This is a genomic window from Streptomyces sp. NPDC008317, assembly GCF_042955955.1.
Lineage (GTDB): Bacteria > Actinomycetota > Actinomycetes > Streptomycetales > Streptomycetaceae > Actinacidiphila.
The window spans coordinates 276734-298550 of the sequence record NZ_JBIBFQ010000005.1 but is presented as its reverse complement, the minus strand read 5'-3'; the positions used below and the strand labels follow the sequence as shown (position 1 = coordinate 298550).

General features: G+C 73.3%; 21 protein-coding genes and 1 riboswitch. Of the genes, 9 read left to right on the top strand and 12 right to left on the bottom strand.

The features are described from left to right. Positions 1–76: 76 nt before the first annotated feature. The 3 genes from ACFY9V_RS18460 to ACFY9V_RS18450 are packed head-to-tail and all read right to left on the bottom strand — an operon-like array spanning position 77 to position 1955. Positions 77–895: a (2Fe-2S)-binding protein gene (locus ACFY9V_RS18460; RefSeq protein ID WP_391161941.1), complete on the bottom strand. Its 819-nt coding sequence runs from the start codon at positions 893–895 to the stop codon at positions 77–79. Positions 896–899: 4 nt separating this feature from the next. Further along, a complete protein-coding gene (locus tag ACFY9V_RS18455) occupies positions 900–1763 on the bottom strand; it encodes a CbtA family protein (RefSeq protein WP_391161940.1) in 864 nt (287 codons plus the stop codon). A gap of 42 nt (positions 1764–1805) precedes the next feature. After that, positions 1806–1955, bottom strand: coding sequence for a CbtB-domain containing protein (locus ACFY9V_RS18450; RefSeq protein WP_188281174.1), 150 nt, complete (start codon positions 1953–1955; stop codon positions 1806–1808). Between the two features lie 102 nt (positions 1956–2057). Further along, positions 2058–2206, bottom strand: a riboswitch (cobalamin riboswitch). A gap of 55 nt (positions 2207–2261) precedes the next feature. On the opposite strand from ACFY9V_RS18450, the gene cobF reads away from it, so the two are divergent. Both cobF and ACFY9V_RS18440 read left to right on the top strand, forming a co-directional pair. Beyond that, on the top strand, positions 2262–3035 hold the full coding sequence (cobF, locus tag ACFY9V_RS18445) for a precorrin-6A synthase (deacetylating) (protein WP_391161938.1): 774 nt from the start codon (positions 2262–2264) through the stop codon (positions 3033–3035). Then, complete coding sequence (locus ACFY9V_RS18440; RefSeq protein ID WP_391161937.1) at positions 3032–3859, top strand: cobalt-precorrin-6A reductase; 828 nt, start codon at positions 3032–3034, stop codon at positions 3857–3859. Before cobF ends, ACFY9V_RS18440 begins: the two co-directional genes overlap by 4 nt. Here ACFY9V_RS18440 and ACFY9V_RS18435 read toward each other — a convergent pair. Then, positions 3768–4187: a MerR family transcriptional regulator gene (locus tag ACFY9V_RS18435; protein WP_391161936.1), complete on the bottom strand. Its 420-nt coding sequence runs from the start codon at positions 4185–4187 to the stop codon at positions 3768–3770. The genes ACFY9V_RS18440 and ACFY9V_RS18435 overlap by 92 nt on opposite strands. A 165-nt stretch (positions 4188–4352) precedes the next feature. On the opposite strand from ACFY9V_RS18435, the gene ACFY9V_RS18430 reads away from it, so the two are divergent. After that, positions 4353–5426, top strand: coding sequence for an alkene reductase (locus ACFY9V_RS18430; protein ID WP_391161935.1), 1074 nt, complete (start codon positions 4353–4355; stop codon positions 5424–5426). Positions 5427–5437: 11 nt separating this feature from the next. Here the strand turns inward: ACFY9V_RS18430 and ACFY9V_RS18425 are convergent, their stop codons facing one another. Beyond that, positions 5438–6331: an NAD(P)H-binding protein gene (locus tag ACFY9V_RS18425; RefSeq protein ID WP_391161934.1), complete on the bottom strand. Its 894-nt coding sequence runs from the start codon at positions 6329–6331 to the stop codon at positions 5438–5440. Positions 6332–6412: 81 nt separating this feature from the next. Here ACFY9V_RS18425 and ACFY9V_RS18420 point away from each other — a divergent pair, with 81 nt between their 5' ends. Beyond that, positions 6413–7066, top strand: coding sequence for a TetR family transcriptional regulator (locus ACFY9V_RS18420; RefSeq protein WP_391161932.1), 654 nt, complete (start codon positions 6413–6415; stop codon positions 7064–7066). A gap of 32 nt (positions 7067–7098) precedes the next feature. Here the strand turns inward: ACFY9V_RS18420 and ACFY9V_RS18415 are convergent, their stop codons facing one another. Beyond that, positions 7099–7509 (bottom strand): transcriptional repressor, encoded by a 411-nt coding sequence (locus ACFY9V_RS18415; protein WP_391045013.1) that lies wholly within the window; start codon positions 7507–7509, stop codon positions 7099–7101. A gap of 391 nt (positions 7510–7900) precedes the next feature. Here ACFY9V_RS18415 and katG point away from each other — a divergent pair, with 391 nt between their 5' ends. Then, positions 7901–10129, top strand: coding sequence for a catalase/peroxidase HPI (gene katG / locus ACFY9V_RS18410; RefSeq protein WP_391161931.1), 2229 nt, complete (start codon positions 7901–7903; stop codon positions 10127–10129). A 158-nt stretch (positions 10130–10287) separates the two neighbouring features. Here the strand turns inward: katG and ACFY9V_RS18405 are convergent, their stop codons facing one another. Further along, positions 10288–11187 carry a phosphotransferase gene (locus tag ACFY9V_RS18405; protein WP_391161930.1) on the bottom strand — a complete coding sequence of 300 codons (900 nt, stop codon included), beginning with the start codon at positions 11185–11187 and terminating at the stop codon, positions 10288–10290. Positions 11188–11473: 286 nt separating this feature from the next. Between ACFY9V_RS18405 and ACFY9V_RS18400 the strand changes: the two genes are divergently transcribed. Next, positions 11474–11959 (top strand): cation:proton antiporter regulatory subunit, encoded by a 486-nt coding sequence (locus ACFY9V_RS18400; protein WP_188281150.1) that lies wholly within the window; start codon positions 11474–11476, stop codon positions 11957–11959. A 6-nt stretch (positions 11960–11965) separates the two neighbouring features. Then, positions 11966–13213, top strand: coding sequence for a cation:proton antiporter (locus ACFY9V_RS18395; protein ID WP_391045004.1), 1248 nt, complete (start codon positions 11966–11968; stop codon positions 13211–13213). A 27-nt stretch (positions 13214–13240) separates the two neighbouring features. On the opposite strand, the gene ACFY9V_RS18390 is transcribed toward ACFY9V_RS18395, so the two are convergent. Further along, a complete protein-coding gene (locus tag ACFY9V_RS18390; RefSeq protein ID WP_391161929.1) occupies positions 13241–14212 on the bottom strand; it encodes an ArsR family transcriptional regulator in 972 nt (323 codons plus the stop codon). 61 nt (positions 14213–14273) lie between these two features. Between ACFY9V_RS18390 and ACFY9V_RS18385 the strand changes: the two genes are divergently transcribed. After that, positions 14274–15485 (top strand): MFS transporter, encoded by a 1212-nt coding sequence (locus ACFY9V_RS18385; RefSeq protein WP_391161928.1) that lies wholly within the window; start codon positions 14274–14276, stop codon positions 15483–15485. Between the two features lie 82 nt (positions 15486–15567). Continuing rightward, the gene (gene mftG / locus ACFY9V_RS18380; protein WP_391161927.1) at positions 15568–17127 is read left to right on the top strand and encodes a mycofactocin system GMC family oxidoreductase MftG; all 1560 of its coding nucleotides are present in this window, start codon (positions 15568–15570) and stop codon (positions 17125–17127) included. Between the two features lie 3 nt (positions 17128–17130). Here the strand turns inward: mftG and mftF are convergent, their stop codons facing one another. From mftF to ACFY9V_RS18360, 4 genes are all read right to left on the bottom strand, one after another. Next, positions 17131–18660 carry a mycofactocin biosynthesis glycosyltransferase MftF gene (mftF, locus tag ACFY9V_RS18375; protein WP_391161926.1) on the bottom strand — a complete coding sequence of 510 codons (1530 nt, stop codon included), beginning with the start codon at positions 18658–18660 and terminating at the stop codon, positions 17131–17133. Beyond that, positions 18657–19448, bottom strand: a complete 792-nt coding sequence (gene mftE, locus ACFY9V_RS18370) for a mycofactocin biosynthesis peptidyl-dipeptidase MftE (RefSeq protein ID WP_391161925.1) — start codon at positions 19446–19448, stop codon at positions 18657–18659. The genes mftF and mftE overlap by 4 nt, the downstream gene beginning before the upstream one ends. Position 19449: 1 nt before the next feature. Further along, on the bottom strand, positions 19450–20694 hold the full coding sequence (gene mftD, locus ACFY9V_RS18365; protein ID WP_391161924.1) for a pre-mycofactocin synthase MftD: 1245 nt from the start codon (positions 20692–20694) through the stop codon (positions 19450–19452). A gap of 138 nt (positions 20695–20832) precedes the next feature. Beyond that, on the bottom strand, positions 20833–21813 hold the full coding sequence (locus tag ACFY9V_RS18360) for a VWA domain-containing protein (RefSeq protein ID WP_391161923.1): 981 nt from the start codon (positions 21811–21813) through the stop codon (positions 20833–20835). Positions 21814–21817: the final 4 nt, after the last annotated feature.

Sequence of the window (21817 nt, the reverse complement as noted above, 5' to 3'; positions counted from 1 at the left end):
AAGCCAAGCTAGACGCACCTCTGTCCTTGTTGCAAGGTACTGGCAATAAGGATGCCCACCCTGGCCTGCCCCAAGCTCAGCGGGGTGCCGGTACCACCGGCGCGAGGACGCAGTCGCCGCAGAGGCCGCCCGCGCCCCCCGGCGCGGCCCGGTAGATCAGGCAGCAACTGCGCCGGCGGAAAGGCGCGCCCGGTGCGCCCGTACGCGCCCCCGTGCTCGTACCGCGCAGCGGCGGCCGGTCCAGCAGCAGGGCGGCCAGCGACCGTACGCGCCCGGCGTCGGCGGGGCGCGCCGCGGCGAGCATCCCGGCGGCGCCGTTCAGCGCGGAGGCGCTGTTGCCCCACAGGATGTGCGGGGACACCTTGAAGGGCGCGAAGGCGTCGGCCAGTTCGCGCACCGGCCCGTCGAGCAGATGGCGGGCGAGGGCGGCGGCCAGGGCCTCCCCTCCCGCGGGCGCGCCGGGAGCCGTGTCCTGGCCGGTGTCCTGAGGCGTGTGCGGCAGCGACAGCGGGAAGGGGCCGCCCAGGACCGGCTGCCAGCGCAGATCGGCGAGCCGCAGGCCCGGCGCGACCTCGCCGCGCAGGACCGCGAGGGCCAGCGTCGGCGACAGCACCCGGGCGACCAGGCCGAGGTGGGCCACGGACGCGGCGACCCGCGGTTCCACGGCCCCCGCCTCCCGGCCGCCTGCCGCCGCGAGATACCGCCTGACGCCCGCCACCCGGTGGCCGAGCGCGGGTCCGCCGTCGGCCAGCTCGGCCATCGAACGCCAGGGAGCGCCGGTATCGGAACCGGCGCGGTGCCCCTCGGCGGCGAAGAACGGGCCGAGGGCCGCGAGATCCGCCGTCCGGGACGCCTCGGCGGGCGGCTCGGACGGCGGCGGCGCGTCGTCGTTCATCGGTTCACGCGCTGACCGGGTCCGTCCTGCCGGTCTGCGCGGCGGGGGCGGTGCGCGAGGCGAGCACCCGCTCGGCCAGGGGGCCGAAGGCCAGCCCGATCACCGTCCACAGCAGGAGCTGCGCGGCCACCGAGTAGAAGCGGAAGGAGAACAGCACATCGGCGGGGAATCCCGGATAGACGATCCGGCCCTTGTCGTCGGTGAGCGGCAGCGGCGTCTCCGTCGCGTGGTTGCCGAAATTCTCCTTGTTGTACGCCAGGTGGCCCAGTTGCGGCAGCAGCGCCATCACCACGCCGATCGCGACGACGAAGGCGGCACCGGCGAGCAGGGTCGCGTTCCAGTTCCCGAACCGGGCCTGGAGCCTTCTGCCGAGCAGTGCCGCGCCGACCAGAAAGGCCAGCGAACACACGACCATCACCAGATAGAGCCCGGTGCGGTCCTTGATGGTGTCCTCGTGCCCGATGGCGGGCGGATTCGCCGGGTACTTGAGGAACGGCACCAGGTAGATGCCGAGGAATCCGCCGCCCGCGACCAGCAGCGCGAGATTGCGCGCCCGCAGATTGCCGACGCGTCCCAGGCAGACCGCGTAGGCGACCGCGAAGAGCGCGCCCATGGCCATGCCGAAGAAGATCATGCCGACGCCGATGCCCACGTCCGCCTGGACGGTGCGGCTGAACAGCTCGTGCCCCGCGTGCTCCATCGGCAGCCCGGCGGCTTTGTCGAGCGCGGCCTGCGCGTCGTCCCTGCCGCTCTCGTAGTCGATCGCTTTACTGATGTCCGGCTCCGCGAAGATCCGCGCGAAGAGGAATGCGAGCAGCCCTGCGACGGCGCCGACGACTATGCCGCGCAGGATGAGTTTCTTTTCCATGTCGAATTGTCCGTCTGTTCTGTCGGCTCCGTCGGCGCGAACTCAGTGGCAGGGGAAACCGAGGAAGTGCCGGGCGTCGTGGACGAACTCGTGGATGTGGGTGTCCTTGCCGAAGACGCTGACCGCGCCCTGGTCGACACCGATGAAGTAGTAGACGGCGAAAGCCAGGATCGCGGTGCCTACCAGCCACATCACGGCCTTCGAGACCGGCAGGACAACCGGTGTGGCGGTGGTGGTGGGAGCGGACACAGAGCTCACGGGTGGGCCTCCTTCAGGGATTCGGCGTCCCTCGATCGAATGGGGCGTTGTGACGGCGGAGTATCTGACTCACCGGCCACCTCCTCGATGACCGGCTACACAGTGGCGCGACCGTGCTGGATTTTCACCAGCTTCCTCACGCCATCACGTAATTGAGCGTAGGGGCTGTCGAACAGGCACGTCAATCGGGCCTGCGACGTTGTGACATACGCCCCTGACCGCTGTGCGAGACTCCGGACCGTGAAACAGATCTTCGTCATCGGTATCGGGGCGGGCGACCCGGACCAGCTCACCCTCCAGGCCGTGCGGGCGATCGGCCGCACCGAGGTGTTCTTCCTGCTCGACAAGGGCGAGGAGAAGGCCGATCTGGTCGCGCTGCGCGAGGAGATCCTGCGGCGGCACGCCGTACGGCCGCACCGCGTGGTCGTCGCGCGCGACCCGGAGCGCGACCGGGAACGGACAACTCCCGGCTACGCGAACGCGGTTGACGACTGGCGACGGCGCCGCGCCGACATCTACGAGCGGCTGATCGCCGGGGAACTGCCGGACGACGGCTGCGGGGCGTTCCTCGTCTGGGGCGATCCGGCCCTGTACGACAGCACGTTGGGCATCCTCGAAGAGGTGCACGGCCGGGGGAGGGCCGCGTTCGAGTGGACGGTCGTGCCCGGCGTCAGCAGCGTCTCGTCGCTGGCCGCCAAGCACCGCACGGGCCTCAACCAGGTCGGGCGGCCGGTGCAGATCACCACCGGGCGCAGGCTCGCCGACGGCGGGCTGCCGGACGGGGTGGACGACGTGGTGGTGATGCTGGACGCCCACCAGACCTTCGGACGTTTCACCGGCCAGGGGCTGGAGATCTACTGGGGCGCGTATCTCGGCACGCCCGACGAGATCCTGCTGTCCGGACCGCTGGACGACGCCCTCGCGCAACGGATCAGCGACGTACGGGCGCGGGCCAGGGCGCGCAAGGGCTGGATCATGGACACCTATCTGCTGCGGCGCGGCGTCCCCAAGTGACCTCGCCCGGCGCGGAGTCGAGGCATGTGCTGATCCTCGGCGGTACGGGGGAGGCCCGGCGGCTCGCGGAGCTGCTCGCGGCCGATCCGGGGTTGGTGACGACGAGTTCGCTGGCCGGGCGGGTCGCGGAGCCCCTGCTGCCGGACGGCCGGGTCAGGATCGGCGGCTTCGGGGGCGCGGACGGGCTGGCCCGCTGGCTGCGCGAGGAACGGGTGGACGCGGTGGTCGACGCCACGCATCCCTTCGCCGCCGTCATCAGCGCCCACGCGGCCGAGGCGGCCCGCGCCGTACGCCTGCCGCTGCTCGTGCTGCGCCGGCCGGGCTGGGCGGCCGGTCCCGGCGACCGCTGGCACTGGGCCGACTCCGTCGCGGACGCGGCGGCCCTGCTGCCGGGCCTCGGGAGCCGCCCCTTCCTGACCACGGGGCGCGGCGACCTCGCGGCCTTCGCCGCGGCGCCCGCCTCGTTCCTGCTGGCACGCTCGGTCGACCCACCGGACCCGCCGCTTCCCCCGCACGTCCATGTCCTGCTGGCCCGCGGCCCGTTCACAGTGGAGTCCGAACGGGCGCTGCTGCGCCAGCACCGGATCGACGTCCTGGTCACCAAGGACAGCGGCGGCTCCGCGACCGCCCCCAAACTCACGGCGGCCCGTGAGGCGGGCATCCCCGTCCTGATCGTCCGCCGCCCGCCCCCGCCGGAGTCCGTCCCCGTCGTCGCGACCCCCGCGGAGGCCGTCAGCCTGCTGCGTGCCCCACGCAGGACCTGGCCGCCTCCATGGGGGTGGCCGTCCCCGCGAGGACCTGGTCACGGTGGGTCCGCGCCGTGACCATCAGGGCGTCGAGGGTGTCGCGGGTGCGGACGAGGTCGTCGATATGGGCCGAGAGGCGGTCGCGCTCCAGGGCCATCCGGTCGAGGGCGGCGTCGGAGTTCTCCTCGCTGGGGGAGTCGACGCAGGGGAGCAGTTCGGCGATGGTGCGGCTGGACAGGCCCGCCGCGTAGAGGCGCTGGATGAAGGCGACGCGCTCGACCTCCTCGTCCGTGTAGTGCCGCTGCCCGCTGCCGCTGCGCACGCTGGTGAGCAGCCCCTGCTCCTCGTAGTAGCGCACGGACCGCACGCTGACCCCGGCTCGCGCCGCGAGTTCCCCGATCCGCACGATGTCCTCCCGGCTGTTCCCACCGCCCGGGCGGTGGCTCCCGGGCGGGCTATGGTCTGCGTCACAGAGCTTGCCTCTGACGTCAATGTCAGGTTTTAGCGTAGCAGTCGCGTCCGGGCGACCGGGCGATACGGAAGTGACGCGCTACGCATGAAGGAGCCCGACGTGACGAACCTCTTCACCAGCTACCGGCTCGGCGGTCTGACCCTGCCCAACCGGCTGGTCATGGCCCCGATGACCCGGGTCAGGGCCGCGGCGGGCGGGCTGGCGACACCGTCGATGGCGGCCTATTACGCCCAGCGGGCGACCGCCGGGCTGATCGTCAGCGAGGGTGTGCAGCCGAGCGCGATCGGGCAGTCCAACCCGGGCACGCCGGGGCTGCACACCGACGAGCAGACCGCCGCGTGGCGTCCGGTGACCGACGCCGTGCACGCCAGCGGCGGCCGGATCTTCGCCCAGCTCATGCACGGCGGCCGGGTCTCGCACCCCGACACCATCGGGACGCTGCCGGTCGGGCCCTCGGCCGTCGCCGCCGTGGGAGAGGTGTTCACCCCGACCGGCCCGCAGCCCGCCCCGACGCCCCGCGCCCTGGAGACCGCCGAGATCCCCGAGCACGCGCGGTCGTACGGCGACGCCGCCCGCCGCGCGGTCGACGCCGGGTTCGACGGGGTGGAACTGCACGGCGCCAACGGCTATCTGATCTCGCAGTTCCTCTCGTCCAACGCCAACCTGCGCACCGACGGGTACGGCGGCTCGGTCGTGAACCGGATCCGCTTCGCCGTCGAGGCGGTCGCCGCCACCGTCGAGGCCGTCGGCGCGGACCGCACCGGCATCCGGCTCTCGCCGGGCGCCACCTTCTGGGGCGTTCGGGAGGACGACGTACCGGAGCTGTACGCGGCGCTGCTCACCGAACTGGCGGCGCTCTCACCGGCGTACGTCCACCTGGAGGCGACCGCCGACGAGGAGGCGCTGACCGCTCTGCGCCGGGCGTGGCCCGGCACCCTCATCATGAACCCCGTGCTGCCGATGGGCCCCAAGCAGACGGGCCGGGATGACGCCGACCACTGGCTCGCGCTGGGCGCCGACCTGATCAGCTTCGGCCGCGGCTTCATCGCCAACCCCGACCTGGTCGAGCGGCTGCGCGTCGGCCTGCCGCTGGCCCCTGTTGACGAGGCCACGTACTACCAGGGCGGCGACGCGGGCTATCTCACGTACTCCTCCCACCAGTACGCGGCCTGAGACCTCGTCGGTCAGGCGGCCTCGACCACGGGCCTGAGGACGTCCTCGCACCACTGCCGGAGCGTGGTGGGGGTGTCGACGGCGTGCTGCGGAGTGCGGGTGATCCCGTTGTCGAGGCCGCCGTCCTTGGCGATCGCCATGTCCAGCATGCCCTGGGCGATGGCCTCGGACATGCCCGCGCCGAGGAACCGCTCCTTGAACGGCCCCGCCGGGACCTGCTGGTAGCGGACCGGGAAGCCGAGGACGTCGGCGATCACGGCGGCCGTGTCATTCTGCGACAGGTCCTCGGGGCCGAGCAGCGGTACGTCCTCCCGGCCGCTCCACGAGGGGTCGAGCAGCAGGCGGGCGGCGACGGCGGCGATGTCGCGGGTGGCCACCGTGGGCATCGCGCGGTCGGGGGAGAGCGCGTTGAAGAACACGCCCTGCTCCTTGATCACTTGGGTCTGGCGGAGCAGATTGTCCATGAAGCTGGGCAGATTCAGGGACCGGAAGGCCGCGCCGGTCTCCGCGAGCCGGTCGTCCAGGGCCAGCGTAGCCGTCACATGCCCGGCCCGGTCCGCGTAGGCGGTGCCGCGGCCCAGGGAGCTGACGCTGACGACGTGCTTGACGCCGTAGGCGCGGATCGCCTCGACGGCGGGCCGGGCGAAGTCGGAGTACACCTCGTCTAGGGTGGCCGCGTGGGGGTTGGGCGGCGGCAGCCAGAACAGCGCGTCGGCGCCGTCGAGGGCGCGGGCCACGGCCTCGGGGTCGCCGTGCGAGCCCTGGACCACCTCCGCGCGCTCGCGGACGCCGGCGCTCAGCCGGGCGGGGTCGCGGACGACGACGCGGACCGGCTCGTCGGCGGCGAGAACGCGGTCGACCACCTGGTGTCCGATATTTCCGGTAGGTGCGGTGATGACGATCATGAGTTCACTCCAGCGGCATGGGAAAAGGTCGCTCGAACAAGTAAACTCTACCGTACCGTTTACTTTTGAGGATGCAAACCGATGACCCAAGAAGGCGGGCCGCGACAGCGCGGGGAGCAGCGACGGGGCGAGGAGTTGCGGCGCCACATCCTGTTCATGGCCAAGGACGTGTTTCTCGAGGCCGGGTACGAGCGCGCCTCGATGGACGCCGTCGCCGCCCGCGCCGGGACGTCCAAGCGGTCGCTGTACGCGCACTTCGAGAACAAGGAGAAGCTGTTCCTCGCCGTCCTCGGACTCGTCCGCGAGCTCTACCTCGGCAGGCTGCGGACACCCGACGCGTACTCCGCGGACCCCGCGGAAGCCGTCACCCTGTTCTGCGGGCGGTTCCTCCAGCTCATGACGTGGGAGTCGCAGGTGCGCACCTGCCGGCTGAGCATCGCCGCCGCCGCGTGGCTGCCCGCCAGTTCCCGCGCGTACTTCGACGCCATGTTCGCCACCACCCACGAACGGCTGGCCGCGTATCTCGTCGAGCACTACGGCATGGGACCCGAGGACGGCGCCGCCCTCGCCGAGGACCTGCTCGGCCGCACCGTGCTGCCGCGCGTCTTCCGCACCCTGCTCAACGTCGAGGACGCGACCACCGGCATGCCGGAGGACGACGCGCTCGCCGCGAGCGTCGACCTGCCCGCCATCCGCCGGGTGGTCGCGACGGCGCTGCCCGCCGCCGAGGACTGACGGCTACCGGCGTCCGCGCTGAGGCCCGCTTCTCACGCGCAGGACGGGCACACGCCCCGGTAGGTGACCTCGAACGCCGAGACGCTGAAACCGAAGCGCTCCTCGGGCGGCAGGTCGGCCAGCGGGTCGCCGGTCGGGTGGACGTCCCGGATCGTGCCGCAGCGCGAGCACACCAGGTGCTGGTGGGCGTGGTGCGCGTTCGGGTCGTACCGCTTGGCGCGGCCGTCGGTGGAGACCTCGATGACCTCGCCGAGCGCGACCATCTCGCCCAGGGTGTTGTAGACGGTGGCCCGCGAGATCTCCGGCAGCCGCCCGGCCGCGCGGGCGTGCACCTCGTCGGCCGTCAGGTGGACGTGGTCGCCGTCGAGAACCTCGGCGACGACGCGGCGCTGGGAGGTCATCCGCCAGCCGCGTCCGCGCAGCCGCTCCAGCAGGTCACTCATGTCGGTTCACCTATTCAGGTTCGGCGGGATGCCCGAAGTTTACTCATGGGCGTCCGGAGTCTGATGGGATATGAGCTTGGCCCGCTTCTTGACTTGGACACAGTCCATCGTAGGATCGGTTCCGGCGATAACCAAGGGACAGGAAGCCCCCAGTAGGGCAGGAGACGGAGACGTGACGGGACCACCGCCGTGAAGTCGCGCGGCGTCGGCCTGAGGGTGGGGACCGCCCGCGTCACGGCCACCGCCCGCCCGACCGTGTCCGATGACCCTGGCTCGTCGTTCGACTTGTCGCCCGACGAACCGCGGTCGTCTCCCGGGGCCGAGCGCCCCGACTGTTCCATTTCCCCGCAGTTCCTGAGCACCGTGATCCGCCTGGTCCGGAAGGATTCCCATGTCTGAGAACCATGATGCAATCGTCACTGACGCGAAGGCGGAGGGCGGGGGTGGCTGCCCGGTCGCGCACGGACGCGCGCCGCACCCGACTCAGGGCGGCGGAAACCGCCAGTGGTGGCCCGAGCGGCTCAATTTGAAGATCCTTGCCAAGAACCCCGCCGTGGCCAACCCGCTCGGCGAGGACTTCGACTACGCCGAGGCGTTCAAGACCCTCGACCTCGCGGCGGTCAAGCAGGACATCGCGCAGGTGCTGACCAGCTCCCAGGACTGGTGGCCCGCCGACTTCGGCAACTACGGCCCCTTCATGATCCGTATGGCGTGGCACAGCGCGGGCACGTACCGCATCAGCGACGGCCGCGGCGGCGGCGGCGCGGGCCAGCAGCGCTTCGCCCCGCTCAACAGTTGGCCGGACAACGCCAACCTGGACAAGGCCCGCCGTCTGCTGTGGCCGGTCAAGAAGAAGTACGGCCAGAGCCTGTCCTGGGCCGACCTGATGATCCTCACCGGCAATGTCGCCCTGGAGCAGATGGGCTTCGAGACCTTCGGCTTCGGCGGCGGTCGCGCGGACGTCTGGGAGCCCGACGAGGACGTCTACTGGGGCCCCGAGACCACCTGGCTCGGCGACGAGCGCTACACGGGCGACCGCGAGCTGGAGAACCCGCTCGGCGCCGTCCAGATGGGCCTGATCTACGTCAACCCCGAGGGCCCCAACGGAACGCCCGACCCGCTGGCCGCGGCCCGCGACATCCGTGAGACCTTCCGCCGGATGGCGATGAACGACGAGGAGACCGTCGCGCTGATCGCGGGCGGCCACACCTTCGGCAAGACCCACGGCGCGGGCCCGGCCGACAACGTCGGCGACGACCCCGAGGCCGCCTCCGTCGAGCAGCAGGGCCTCGGCTGGAAGAACAGCTACGGCACCGGCAAGGGCGGCGACGCGATCACCAGCGGTCTCGAGGGCATCTGGACCAACACCCCGACCGCCTGGGACAACAGCTTCTTCGAGATCCTCTTCGGCTACGAGTGGGAGCTGTTCCAGAGCCCCGCGGGCGCCAACCAGTGGCGGCCGAAGGAGGGCGCGGGCGCCGGCACCGTACCGGACGCGCACGACGCGTCCAAGAGCCACGCCCCGACGATGCTCACCACCGACCTCGCGCTGCGGGTCGACCCGGCGTACGAGCAGATCTCGCGGCGCTTCTTCGAGAACCCCGCCGAGTTCGCGGACGCCTTCGCCCGCGCCTGGTACAAGCTGACCCACCGCGACATGGGCCCGGTCGTGCGCTACCTCGGTCCCGAGGTCCCCTCCGAGGTGCTGCTGTGGCAGGACCCGCTGCCCGCCGCCACCCACGAGCCGCTCGACGCCTCCGACATCGCCGCCCTCAAGAGCCAGATCCTCGGCTCCGGGCTGTCGGTGGCCCAGCTCGTCTCCACCGCGTGGGCCTCGGCCTCGTCCTTCCGCGGCAGCGACAAGCGCGGCGGCGCCAACGGCGCGCGCGTCCGTCTCCAGCCGCAGATCGGCTGGGAGGTCAACGAGCCCGACCGGTTGGCGACCGTGCTGCGCACCCTGGAAGGTGTCCAGGAGTCCTTCAACGCCGCCCAGAGCGGCGGTAAGGGGATCTCCTTCGCCGACCTGATCGTGCTGGCCGGTGGCGTCGGCGTCGAGCAGGCCGCCAAGGCGGCCGGGTTCGACATTCAGGTGCCGTTCACGCAGGGCCGCGTGGACGCGACCCAGGAGCAGACCGACGTCGAGTCGTTCAGCGCCCTGGAGCCGACCGCCGACGGATTCCGCAACTACCTCGGCAAGGCCAACCGGCTGCCCGCCGAGTACCTGCTGATCGACAAGGCGAACCTGCTGAACCTGAGCGCCCCCGAGCTGACCGTCCTCGTCGGCGGCCTGCGCGTCCTGGGCGCCAACTACCAGCAGTCCGCCCTCGGCGCCCTCACCGAGACCCCCGGCACGCTGACCAACGACTTCTACGTCAACCTGCTCGACCTGGGCACGACGTGGAGCGCGACGTCCGAGGACGCGAACACCTTCGAGGGCCGCGACGCCTCCGGCGCGGTCAAGTGGACCGGCACCCGCGCCGACCTGGTCTTCGGCTCGAACTCCGAGCTGCGCGCCCTGGCGGAGGTCTACGCGAGCGACGACGCGAAGGAGAAGTTCGTCAACGACTTCGTCGCGGCGTGGGCCAAGGTCATGGACCTCGACCGGTTCGACCTGGTCTGAGAACGATGCCTCCGGGGCACCGGGTGAGGACGCCTGACCGCGTCTGACGCACATCCCGGCCACGACGTCCGGGGCGGCTCGCAGAAGCCGCCCCGGACGTCGCTGTGTGCGGGGCCCTTTCGGCCGCCGGGTGCCCAGGCGCCCAGCGGCCCGGGGGCTCAGTCCTGGGCGAGCACCGCGCGGATCACATGCCGGGCGTTACGTGCCATCGTCGGATTCGTCTCGCGGTAGTACGGCAGCGCGTTCACCGCCTGGGAGAGCGCCCGGCCCCGCCCGCGCCTCCACGTCGCGTCGTCGACGCCGAGCGTGCCGCGCAGGACCTCCCGCGCGTCGGGCGGCAGCAGATTCCACGCGGGGAACAGGTCACAGGCCGGATCGCCCACGCCCGCGCACCCGAAGTCGATCACCGCGGTCAGCCGGCCCCCCGACACCAGCAGATTGCCCGGCATCAGATCGGAGTGCACCCACATCGGCGGCCCGTCCCAGACGGGCGCGCGCAGGGCGTCCTCCCACACGGCGGTCAGGCCGGCGCAATCGACGCCCTCCTGCGGAATCCCGCGCAGTCGCGCGATCGCCGACCGGGTCGACGCGTCGTGGTGGGCGAGCGGTTCGCCGCGATAGGCGGGCGGCGGGTCCGGCAGCGTGACGTCCCGCATCGCCCGCACGAATCCGGCGATGTCCTCCGCCAGGCGTACGGGTTCGGTCAGCGCCCCCGCCTCGGGCGGCTCGCCGTCCAGCCACCGGTACACCGACCACGGCCACGGATACCCCCGCGCGGGCTCCCCGGCGCCGAGGACTTCGGGAACGGCCGCGGGCAGCAGGGGCGCGAGCCGCGGCAGCCACTCCTGCTCCAGCGCGACGTCCCCGGCCCCGCCCGCCACGAGCGGCAGACGGACCACCATGTCGTCGCCGAGCCGGTACATCGCGTTGACCGTGCCGCCGGACGGGAACCGCCGCACGTCGAGCCCCGCCCACCGGGGGAACTGTTCGGCCACCAGCCGCCGTACGAGGTCGGCGTCGATGGGGTGCAGGTCAGGGTGCATGGGCGGGGTGGTCATGGGGCGTCATACGACCGCGCGGCGGCGGCTCCCGTCAACCGCTTTTCCCCCCTCGACGGCCCGCCGCGCGGGCGCCCCGCCGGGGGCCGGCGAGGGGGGCCCGATCCCGCCCCCGCAATCCATTTGCCATTCCTTTACTATGGCTCGGTCGGTCCGCCCGCGACCCTGGTAGGAGCCGCGGTCGCCGCCGACCCGGCGAACGCGCCGCGCCGCCCGACCGCCCGACCCACACCGGTCGGCCCGGACGCCGTTCACACGACACGTCCCGTCCCCCTTGGAGCACGCAATGCAGCACACCGTTCACGCGCGCAAGACCCCGCTCCCGGGGGTGGGCATCCGCTACGACGTGTCCACCGACGCCGGTCGGCACCTGTCGGTGGTCGTGCACCACGACGGGCGGCGCACCCTGGCGTTCCACGACCCGGAGGACGACGACGCCTGCAAGGACGCCGTGGTCCTGGAGCCGCACGAAGTGAGCGCGCTCGCCGAACTGCTCCCGCCCGACCCGGTCGCGCACCTGCGCCAGCACTTCGAGATCGACCTGGTCACCGAGCACATCACGGTGAGCAAACGGTCGCCGTACGCGGGCCGCACGCTCGGCGACACGCAGGCCCGTACCCGTACCGGCGCCTCGATCGTCGCCGTGCTCCGCCGCACGGCCGCCGTGCCGTCGCCCACTCCCGACTTCCGCTTCGCGGTCGGCGACATCCTTGTCGTCGTCGGCACCCGCGAAGGTGTGGACGCCGTCGCGGAACTGATCACAGGGGGATAAGAGCCTGTGCACGACACGACCGACATGCTCATCGAGCTCGGGGCGATCATTCTCGCCCTGGGCATCCTCGGCCGCCTCGCGGGACGTGTCGGCTTCTCGCCGATTCCCCTCTATCTGCTCGCGGGGCTGGCCTTCGGCAAAGGCGGGCTCATCCCGCTACACGCCAGTGAGGACTTCGTGGCCACCGGCGCCGAGATCGGCGTCGTCCTGCTGCTTCTGCTGCTCGGCCTGGAGTACAGCGCTTCGGAACTCGTCACGAATCTGAAAACGCAGTACCCCTCGGGCGCGGTGGACTTCGCGCTCAACGCCGTACCCGGCGCGGTGGCCGCGCTGCTGCTGGGCTGGGGTCCGGTCGCCGCCGTCGCGCTGGCGGGCGTGACGTGGATCTCCTCGTCGGGTGTGATCGCGAAGGTCCTCGGGGACCTCGGCCGTCTCGGCAACCGTGAGACCCCGCTCATTCTGGGCGTGCTGGTACTCGAAGACCTCTCGATGGCGGTCTATCTGCCGATTCTCAGCGCCCTGCTGGCGGGCGTGAGTCTCGCGGGCGGCACCCTCACTCTGCTGATCTCGCTCGGCACGGTCGGGATCGTCCTGTACGTGGCGCTGCGCCACGGGCGGCTGATCAGCCGCGCCGTCTCCTCCGACAATCCCGAGATGCTGCTGCTGGTCGTGCTCGGCCTGACGCTGCTGGTGGCCGGTGTCGCCCAGCAGCTCCAGGTGTCCGCCGCCGTCGGCGCGTTCCTGGTCGGCATCGCGCTGTCGGGTGAGGTCGCCGAAGGCGCCCGCAATCTCCTGACCCCGCTGCGGGACCTGTTCGCGGCGGTCTTCTTCGTCTTCTTCGGCCTGAGCACCATCCCCGCCGACATCCCGCCGGTCCTGGTCCCCGCGCTGATCCTGGCCGTCGTCACGACCCTCACCAAGATCGCCACCGGCTGGTACGCGGCGCGCAGGGCCGGAATCCGGCCCGCCGGACGGTGGCGGGCGGGCGGCACGCTGGTCGCGCGCGGCGAGTTCTCCATCGTCATCGCGGGACTCGCGGTCGGTGTCGAGCCCCGGATCGGGCCGCTGGCCACCGCGTATGTGCTGATCCTGGTCGTCCTCGGCCCGCTCACCGCCCGCTGGACCGAGCCCATCGCCCGCAAACTCACCGAGGCCATCGGCCCGTACGCGCGCCGCCGCGCCGCGCTCCCGGCCGCCGCCGCGTCCCCCGGCCCGGCCGAGGAACAGATCGACACGACGGCCACGCGTTCCTGAGCGCCCCGCCCGCTCCGCGACGACGGCTCACTCGTGCCGCTGGGCGCCCACCAGCACCTCCCCGGCGTCCGTCCGGTAGTAGAGCACCGACCGCCCCGCGCGACGGCGCCGGATCAGACCGGCGTCGAAGAGCACCTTCAGATGGCGGCCGACGGAGCCGAGTCCCTGGCCGGTGAGCGCGACCAGTTGGGTGGTGCTCTTGGGGGAGTCCAGGAGGACGAGGACGGCCGCGCGCCCCGGCCCGAGCAGCGCGCGCAGGGCGTCCGGCGCCGAGGGCGGGTCCGGCTCGGCCAGTACGCCCGCGCACGGGTAGATCACGGCGTAGCGGTGCGGCCGGTCCCAGGAGACCCAGCTGCGGCGCGGGGTGACCGGCACGAACAGCAGCCGCGCCCCGGAGATCTCGCGCGGCGGATTGTCGTACGCGTTGATCTGGAGCCGTCCCTCGCCCAGCCAGCGCATCCCCGGCCGCATGTCGTCCAGCGCCGCCGTCCAGCCGCCCTGGCTCAACTGCCGGGTGCGCGCCACGATGTCGGCCTCGAGAACGCGGCGCCGCCGGGGCCAGTACGGCAGGACCGTCTCCGTCCACACCCACCGCATCACATCCGCGGCCCGCTGGGGCACTTCGGCCTCGGGCAGCCAGGCGGGCAGCGGTCCGCCCAGCGATGTCGCCAGGTCGGCGCGGGCGACGTCGGCCGGGGTCGTACGGATACGGTCCAGCTCCGCCTCGATCGACGGCTCGCCCTCGGCCCGCGGCGGGGGGATGAGGAAGTCCGCGATCCAGGTCGGCCGGAATCCGGCCCCGACGATCAGCGCGGCGACCGGGTCCTCGGCCAGGCGGCGCCGGTACGCGGACCGGTGGGCGCGCAGCCACGCGCTCTCGCCGGGGTGCGCGGCCGTGGCGCCCGCCAGGTCGAGCAGGCTCGCGACGGTCTCGGCCAGCGGGGAGACGACGAAACGGCCTCCCGCCAGGGTGTCCGCGTTGACCAGCCACCAGCCCATCGTTTCGCCTCCCCGCGAAACTCTAACGCCGGGCCGGCCGGGCCGCGGAGACTCCCCGTCCATGCGCACCTACCGAGAACTCTTCCGCGCCCCGGAGTTCACGCCGCTGTTCGCGACCGGCTCGCTGTCGACGGCCGCGTCCACGGTGAGCGGTCTCGCGCTGGGCACGCTGATCTACACGGCGACCGGCTCGCCGCTGCTGTCCGCCCTGGCGATGTTCGGCCCGGCGCTGGTCCAGGTCGTCGGCGCGGCCACACTGCTGTCGGCCGCCGACCGGCTGCCGCCGCGCGCCGCGACGGCCGGGCTCGCCCTGCTCTTCGGCCTGTGCACCGCCGCCCAGGCCGTGCCGGGACTGCCCGTGTGGGCGGCCTTCGCCGTACTCCTCGGCGAGGGGCTGATCGCCTCACTGGGCGGCGGAGTGCGCTACGGGCTGCTCAACGAGATCCTTGAGCGCGACGGCTATCTGCTCGGCAGGTCCGTGCTCAACATGTCGGTCGGCGCCACGCAGATCTGCGGCTTCGCCGTCGGCGGGGTCCTGGTCACCGTGCTGTCCCCGCGCGGCACCCTGCTGGCCGGCGCCGCGCTCTACCTGGCCGCCGCGGCCGTCGCCCGGCTCGGCCTGAGCGGTCGCCCGCCGCGTACCACGGGACGCCCCTCGGTCGCCGACACCTGGCGCACCAACGGCCTGCTCTGGTCGTCCGTGCCCCGCCGCTACGTCTACCTCGCCCTGTGGGTGCCCAACGGGCTCATCGTCGGCTGCGAATCCCTCTACGTCCCCTACGCGCCCCGGCACGCCGGGCTCCTCTTCGCCAGCGCGGCCCTCGGGATGCTCGCGGGCGACACCCTCACCGGCCGCTTCCTGCCCCGCCGTTGGCGCGAACGCCTCGGCGCCCCGCTGCGGCTGCTGCTCGCCGCCCCCTACCTCGCCTTCGCCCTCCACCCCGCCCTGCCGCTCGCCGTGACCGCCGTCGTCCTCGCCTCCGTCGGCTACTCCGCGAGCCTCCTCCTCCAGGAACGGCTCATGTCCCTCACCCCCGACGCCCTCAGCGGCCACGCCCTCGGCCTCCACTCCTCCGGCACGCTCACCCTCCAGGGCGTCGGCGCCACCCTGGCGGGAGCTGTCGCCCAGCGCACCTCACCCGCCACCGCCATGACCGTGATGGCGACCGCCTCCGTAGCCGTCACCCTCGCCCTGGCCCCCGGCCTGCGCCCGCTCCCCACCGCTGAAGGTCCGGCCCTCGGCGAGACCCCGGCGCGGAGCCCGTCCGCCTGACCGGGCCCGGCGGGAGCGCCGACCGGGAACGGGAGGGGGGCTCGCCTAGGGTGGCTGTGAACCGGTGGGAAAGGGGCGGGGCGTGGGTCCGACGAGCGGGGTGGCGCGGGCCGATGTCGTGGTGGTCGGGGGAGGCGGGAGCGGGGGGCCGTTGGCCGCGCGGCTGAGCGAGGACGCGGGGCGGACGGTGGCGCTGATCGAGGCGGGGCCCGCGCCGAGAACCTTCGCGCCGGAGTTGCTGGACGCGCGGCTCGTACCGGGGGCGTGGGCGCGGGGGGCGCCGCTGTGGCTGTATCCGGCGCGTCTGACACCCGAGCGTCCCCACACGATCGGCCGGGGCAGGATCCTGGGGGGCTCGACCACCGTCAACGGCGGGTATTTCGTACGGGCCCGGCGGGACGACTTCGACCGGTGGGCGGCGGCGGGCAACGACGCCTGGTCCTTCGACCGGATGCTGCCGTTCCTGCGCCGGATGGAGACCGACCTGGACTACGGCGCGTCCGCCGTCCACGGCGCGGACGGCCCGGTCCGGGTGCGGCGGACCGCGCTCGACCACCCCGCCGCCGCGGCGTTCGGCGCGGCGGCCCGCGAGTCGGGGTTCCCGGCCGAGCCGGACAAGAACGACCAGGGCGCGCCCGGCTTCGGCCCGGTGCCGTCGAACGCGGTCGACGGCGTACGCGCCAACACCGCCGTCGGCTACCTCCAGGACGCGCTCGCGCGCCCCAATCTCACCGTCCTCGGCGACCGCACCGTCCGCCGAGTCCTGGTGGAGCACGGCCGCGCGGTCGGCGTGGAGACCGAACGCGACGGCGTACGGGAGACCGTCACGGCGGGTGAAGTCGTGCTGTGCGCGGGCGCTTTCGGGTCACCGCACCTGCTGGCGCTGTCCGGCATCGGCCCGCGCGCGGACCTCGAACGCCTCGGCATCCCCGTGCTGCGGGACGCCCCCGGCGTCGGCGGGTCGTTCAGCGACCACCCGCAGATCGTCGTGGAGTGGACCCCGGTAGGCGACGTGCCCGCCGCCGACGGCGGTTGGCTCGGCGGCGCCCTCCACCTGGTGTCGAGCGGCGGCCCCGCGGCGGGCGACCTGGAAATCCTCCAGTCGCTCACGCCGATGGCGGCCCTGATCCGCGCCCGCACGTCGCTGCCCGGCGCGCCGCTGCCCTTCCTCGTCTCCGCGCAGGCCCCGCGACCGCGCGGACGCCTGCGGATCGTCTCCGCCGACCCCGCGGTGCCGCCGACCGTCGACTACGGCTATCTGCGGACGCCCGACGACCGGCGGCGGCTGCGCGAGGCCGTCAGGACGACCGCGGCACTGATCGCCGCACCCGCCTTCCGTACCGTCGTCGCGCCGGACTCGACGGCGGGGCCCGGCCAGGAGACGCTGGCCGACGACGGCCTGCTCGACGCGTGGATCCGGGCCCGTATCGGCACCTCGGTGCACGCCTGCGCGAGCGCGCCCATGGGTCCGGCCGACGACCGGCACGCCGTGGTCGACCAGTACGGCAGGGTCCACGGGGTGCGGGGGCTGCGGGTCGCGGACACCTCGATCCTTCCGGCCGCTCCCCTGCGCGGTCCCGCGGCGACCGCCGTCCTGATCGGCGAGGTCGTCGCGGACGCGATCCGCCACGACCGCGCGTGAGCGTCAGCCCGAGGCACCCTTGCCGGACCCCAGGCGCGGGCGCAGCGCCGCTGTCGAGCGGCCCTTGAGCGCGGAGAGCCAGACGCCCGTGCCGTAGGCGAGGTCGTCCAGGCGGCGGGCGACGGCGTAGCGCAGGGGGTCGAGGCCGACCTCGCCCGGACGGTATTCGAGGGCGACGTCGGCGACCGACGCGACGGCGACCGCGCGCCGGATCCGGGGGGAGACCGCGCAGCCGACGGCGGCCAGCGGCCACCAGTGGCGGGTGAGCAGGGCGCCGGTCTGGGACAGGGCGCTGACCGCGCCGTTGGCGGTGAGCCGGGTGGCCAGCCGTACCGGGTGGTCGGCGCCCTTGAGTTTGCGGGCGATCCGTACGGTCGTGACCCCGCAGACGGCGCCCGCCACCGGCAGCGACCAGCGGCGCTGGGCCAGCAGCGCGAGGGACAGCGCGCCCGCCCAAGGGGCGAGGACGGCGGGGGCGATGAGTTCGGGGTGGCGCTCGGCCAGCGGATGCGCTCCCGTGCCGTACGCCGCCTTGCGCAGCATCCAGTCCGTGAACCGCACGCGGTGCTCGTGCTCGGCCCGGACCGACGGCTCGTACCGTACGCGCCAGCCGTCCTCGATCAGCCGCCAGCACAGGTCGACGTCCTCGCCGACCCGCATGGCCGCGTCGAAGCCGTCCGCCATCGCGTCCACCCGCGCCACGCTGCACGCGGTGGAGGCCCAGGAGACGGGGGTCCCCGGGCGGACGGCCGCCGGGTCCCGGCCGAGGTCGAGCGAGGACCTGGCGGCCTCGTACCGGCCGATCCAGCCGGTGGCCGCGGCGGTCGGCAGCCCGGTGATGCGCGGCACGGCCATGCCGACCTTGGGGTCGGTGAAGTGCCGGAGCAGGACGGGGACGGTCTCCGGGGGCAGCACGATGTCGGAGTCCACGAAGACCACATAGGGGGTGCGGACCAGCCGCAGCCCCGCGTTGCGGGCCGCGGCTGGGCCCATGTTCCGCTCCAGCACGACCAGTTGGGCGCCGTGCTTGACGGCGGTGTCCTCGATGTCGTCGGCGTGCCGCGATCCGTCGTCCACGACGACGACGCGCTGGCCGGGGCCGATGCTGGTGAGCAGCCGGTCGAGTTGCGCCGCCCGCTCGTGGACGGGCACGACGAAGGTGTGCCGCGGGTCGGGATTCTGCGGCAGGTCGTGAACGACCGGGTACGCCATGCCGTTGTCGAGCAGCCGGTCGGCGAGGACGCCGCTCGCCGCGTCCCGGACGCGCACCGTACGGTCGTCGGCCAGCAGCGGGCGGGCGCGGGGGGTCAGCCGGACGAGCCGGGTCGGGAAGCCGCCGAGCAGGGCACGGCCGCCGTCGATGACGCGGGTGTGGCGGTTGAGCGCGACCACGAAGCCGCCGGGCAGCCGCGCGGTCCCGCCGGGCGCGCCCGTACCGCTCCTGCCGTCCGGAGCGCCGGCGCCGCGCTTGCCGTCCGGCGCACCCGTACCGCCGTCGCCCTCGGGCGCGCGCCCCGCCGGTTCCGCGGTCATTCGGTCACCGTCCCGTCCACCGGTTCGGCGTCGACCAGTCGGCCGCGGGTGTCCGCGGACCCTTCGGCGATCAGCCGGGTGGCCGTGGTGACCATGTACGTCATCGCCTTCTCTCCTTCTTCGGCGGACGCCCCCGCCGGGTCGCCGAGGACCCCGGACGGCGAGACCGCCAGCACACCGCCCGCGACCAGGTCGGGCATGAGGTCCGCGAGCGGCCGGGTGTCCCCGGCGACGGCCTGCGCGGTCCGCACGTCCCCGGGCGCCAGGTGGAGCATGACCGAGGTCTCCCACCGTCCGGCGTGCGGATCCGCGTCGGGTGCCACGCACGGCACCCACGCGACGTGGTGGCCCTCGGCGCGCAGCAGGACGACCGCCTCGGCGAGCGTGGCGACATTGCCGCCGTGCCCGTTGACGAAGACGATCCGCCCGGCCCACATCGCCAGCGACCGCACGGACTCCACGAGGACCGCCTTCAGGGCCTCGCGGCCGATCGAGACGGTGCCCGCGAAGCCCGCGTGCTCGCCGCTCGAACCGTAGGCCATGGTCGGCGCGACCAGGGTGTGCCACTCGGGCGGGGCCCCGGCCGCCACCCGCTCGGCGACCGCCCGCGCGATGGCGGCGTCGGTGCCCAGCGGCAGATGCGGCCCGTGCTGCTCGGTCGAGCCCAGCGGCACCAGGACCAGCGGCGCGAACGGGACCGTCGGCCAGACGGCGTGCGCCAGGTCGGAAGGGGCCGCGGGTCCTGCCGTGCTCCCGGGGCCCGCGCGGTTCGCGGGTGTCGACGGCATGTCAGCGGATCGGGTCCTTGGAGCGCGGCGCGGCCTCCGCGGCGCCCGCGCGGTCCGCGCGGCCGACGAGCCCGCCGCCGAGTGTCCTGGTGAAGCCGTCGGGGATCACCAGGTCGTCGGGGGACAGCTCGTGCACCGAGGAGTGGCCCAGGCCCAGCACCGCGGAGTCCAGGCCGCCGCGCATGATGTCCAGGACGTTCTCCACCCCGGCCTGGCCGTTGGCCGCGAGCCCCCACAGGTAGGCGCGGCCGATCAGCACCGCGCGGGCGCCGAGCGCCAGCGCCTTGGCGACGTCGCCGCCGCGCCGGATGCCGCCGTCGAGCACGACCTCGATCTGGTCGCCCACCGCCTCGGCGATCGACGGCAGCATCCGTATCGTGCCCGGTGTCGTGTCCAGGTTGTTGCCGCCGTGGTTGGACACCGAGATCCCGCTGACCCCGGCGTCGACCGCGCGCTTGGCGTCGTCCACCCGCGTCACGCCCTTGAGCAGGAACGGGCCGCCCCACTCCTCGCGCAGCCACTTCACGTCGTCCCAGGTGGGCGGCGCCGTCTGCATCCACTCGTAGTAGGCGCCGAAGAAGGTGGGCGCCGCGCCGCCCGGCGGGCGGAGGTTGGGCGCGGTGAGGTCGGGGAGCCGACGGGATTTGAGGAACCGCATCAGCCAGGCCGGGTGCGGCGCCACGTTCGGCGCGAACTTCAGCATCGTCTTGAAGTCCAGCTTCTCCGGGATCGAAGGACTGCCCCAGTCGCGCCCGTTGGAGAAGGACCAGTCGAGCGTGGAGATCAGCGCCTTGGCCCCGGCGGCCCTGGCCCGGTCCATCCGCTGCACCATCGACTCGCGGGTGCCGGTCCAGTACATCTGGAAGAAGGTGTTCTCGTTCGCCTCGGCGACCTCCTCGACCGGCTTGCTGGCGAAGGAGCTGAGCCCCATGATCACGCCCCGGTTCGCGGCGGCCCGCGCGACGGCCACCTCGCCGTCCGGGTGCACGGCCTGCACACCGGTCGGCGAGATCACCACGGGCATCGACGTCGGGATCCCCAGCACCGTCGTCGACAGGTCGCGCTCGGCGTGATGGCCCACCACCCGCGGCGCGAAGCCCAGTTCGGCGAACGCCTCGATGTTGTCATCGATGGTCCGGCCGCGCTCCGAGCCCGCGACCAGGGCTCCGTAGACCGAACTCGGTAGTTGCTTCTTTGCCCGGCGCTGCGCCTCGGCGACGGTCTCGAACCAGGGATTCCTGCTCATTGCGTGTTCCTCTTCGTCTCGGAGCCGGTCCTTCGGGGCCGGTCCATGTCCGTGAGCGTCAGGTGCCGCCCGTGCGCCGCTGAGGCGCGGGTCAGCCGCTCCTCACGTGCCCCGGGCGAACGTGCCTCCACGCGCCGTTCATGTGCGGAAGACCTCCCTGAGAGCCGGTGCGATGTCGTGGTGGGTGCGGATGCGGTGAAAGGTGCCGTGCCCGGCCCTGGCCAGTTCCGCGCCCAATTCGACGTCCTTCTCACCGCTCGTGTCGAGCAGCACGTCCAGCCGCGGCAGCCGGGCCGCCGCCGGGCGCGGGTCCGGCCCCGCGTTGTGGACGCAGTCCGACAGCAGCAGCACCCGCGCGCCGCGCCGCGGCACCGACGCCAGCCGGGCGGCGGCGAGTTCGAGCGGGAAGGCCACATTGGTCAGGCCCCTGGCCGGGATGCGCAGCATCGCGTCCAGCAGCTCCATCGGCCTGACCGGGTCGCCCAGTTCGAGCAGCACCGCCGCGTCCGACCAGAAGGCGACGACGGCCAGCGCCTCGGACTCCAGCTCGGCCGCGAGCGCGCCCACGGTCGCCGCCGCGGTACGTACCCGCTCGCCCTTCATCGACCCCGACAGGTCCACCGCGAGCACGACGGAGCGGGGCGCGCGGACCCGCTCGAAGACGAAGACGTCCTCGTCGTCGGGGACCGGCCGCTCCGCTAGCCGCTCCAGCGTCGGATCCAGGTCGATGTCGCTGCCCCGCTGCCGGTACGGGAGGCTGGCCAGCCGCCCCGAAGCGGCCGGCCGTCCGCCGCGCGCCCGCTTCGGCTTCGGCAGGGACAGCCGCGCGGCGATCTCGCGGGCCCGCGCCCGCACCGCGGGGTCCACCGGCTCGGTGTCGTCCGAGCCGCTGAGCAGCGCCCCCCGCTCGTCGGTGAAGTCGGCCGCCGAGCGGGTCGGCCGCGGGCGCGCGGGACCGGCGCCGCGCGAGCGGGCGCGCAGCACCGTGCCTCCCGTGCCCGCCACCGCTTCGAACACCTTCGGCTCCTCGTCGAGTGTCTTGGGGATACGGCGCAGCGGTCGCCGCGACCGGTCCGTGGACGCCCGTTCGCGCCGCCGTACGGGCGAGTCGGCCTCCACCGCT

What these genes read in the sequence shown, in the direction of transcription:
- mftF (WP_391161926.1), bottom strand. Translation starts at nt 18,660, where the DNA reads ATGACCGCGGAACCGGCGGGGCGCGCGCCCGAGGGCGACGGCGGTACG.
- mftE (WP_391161925.1), bottom strand. Translation starts at nt 19,448, where the DNA reads ATGCCGTCGACACCCGCGAACCGCGCGGGCCCCGGGAGCACGGCAGGA.
- ACFY9V_RS18390 (WP_391161929.1), bottom strand. Translation starts at nt 14,212, where the DNA reads ATGGGCTGGTGGCTGGTCAACGCGGACACCCTGGCGGGAGGCCGTTTC.
- ACFY9V_RS18400 (WP_188281150.1), top strand. Translation starts at nt 11,474, where the DNA reads ATGCAGCACACCGTTCACGCGCGCAAGACCCCGCTCCCGGGGGTGGGC.
- ACFY9V_RS18405 (WP_391161930.1), bottom strand. Translation starts at nt 11,187, where the DNA reads ATGACCACCCCGCCCATGCACCCTGACCTGCACCCCATCGACGCCGAC.
- katG (WP_391161931.1), top strand. Translation starts at nt 7,901, where the DNA reads ATGTCTGAGAACCATGATGCAATCGTCACTGACGCGAAGGCGGAGGGC.
- ACFY9V_RS18455 (WP_391161940.1), bottom strand. Translation starts at nt 1,763, where the DNA reads ATGGAAAAGAAACTCATCCTGCGCGGCATAGTCGTCGGCGCCGTCGCA.
- ACFY9V_RS18385 (WP_391161928.1), top strand. Translation starts at nt 14,274, where the DNA reads ATGCGCACCTACCGAGAACTCTTCCGCGCCCCGGAGTTCACGCCGCTG.
- ACFY9V_RS18450 (WP_188281174.1), bottom strand. Translation starts at nt 1,955, where the DNA reads ATGTGGCTGGTAGGCACCGCGATCCTGGCTTTCGCCGTCTACTACTTC.
- ACFY9V_RS18420 (WP_391161932.1), top strand. Translation starts at nt 6,413, where the DNA reads ATGACCCAAGAAGGCGGGCCGCGACAGCGCGGGGAGCAGCGACGGGGC.
- ACFY9V_RS18415 (WP_391045013.1), bottom strand. Translation starts at nt 7,509, where the DNA reads ATGAGTGACCTGCTGGAGCGGCTGCGCGGACGCGGCTGGCGGATGACC.
- ACFY9V_RS18425 (WP_391161934.1), bottom strand. Translation starts at nt 6,331, where the DNA reads ATGATCGTCATCACCGCACCTACCGGAAATATCGGACACCAGGTGGTC.
- mftD (WP_391161924.1), bottom strand. Translation starts at nt 20,694, where the DNA reads ATGAGCAGGAATCCCTGGTTCGAGACCGTCGCCGAGGCGCAGCGCCGG.
- ACFY9V_RS18460 (WP_391161941.1), bottom strand. Translation starts at nt 895, where the DNA reads ATGAACGACGACGCGCCGCCGCCGTCCGAGCCGCCCGCCGAGGCGTCC.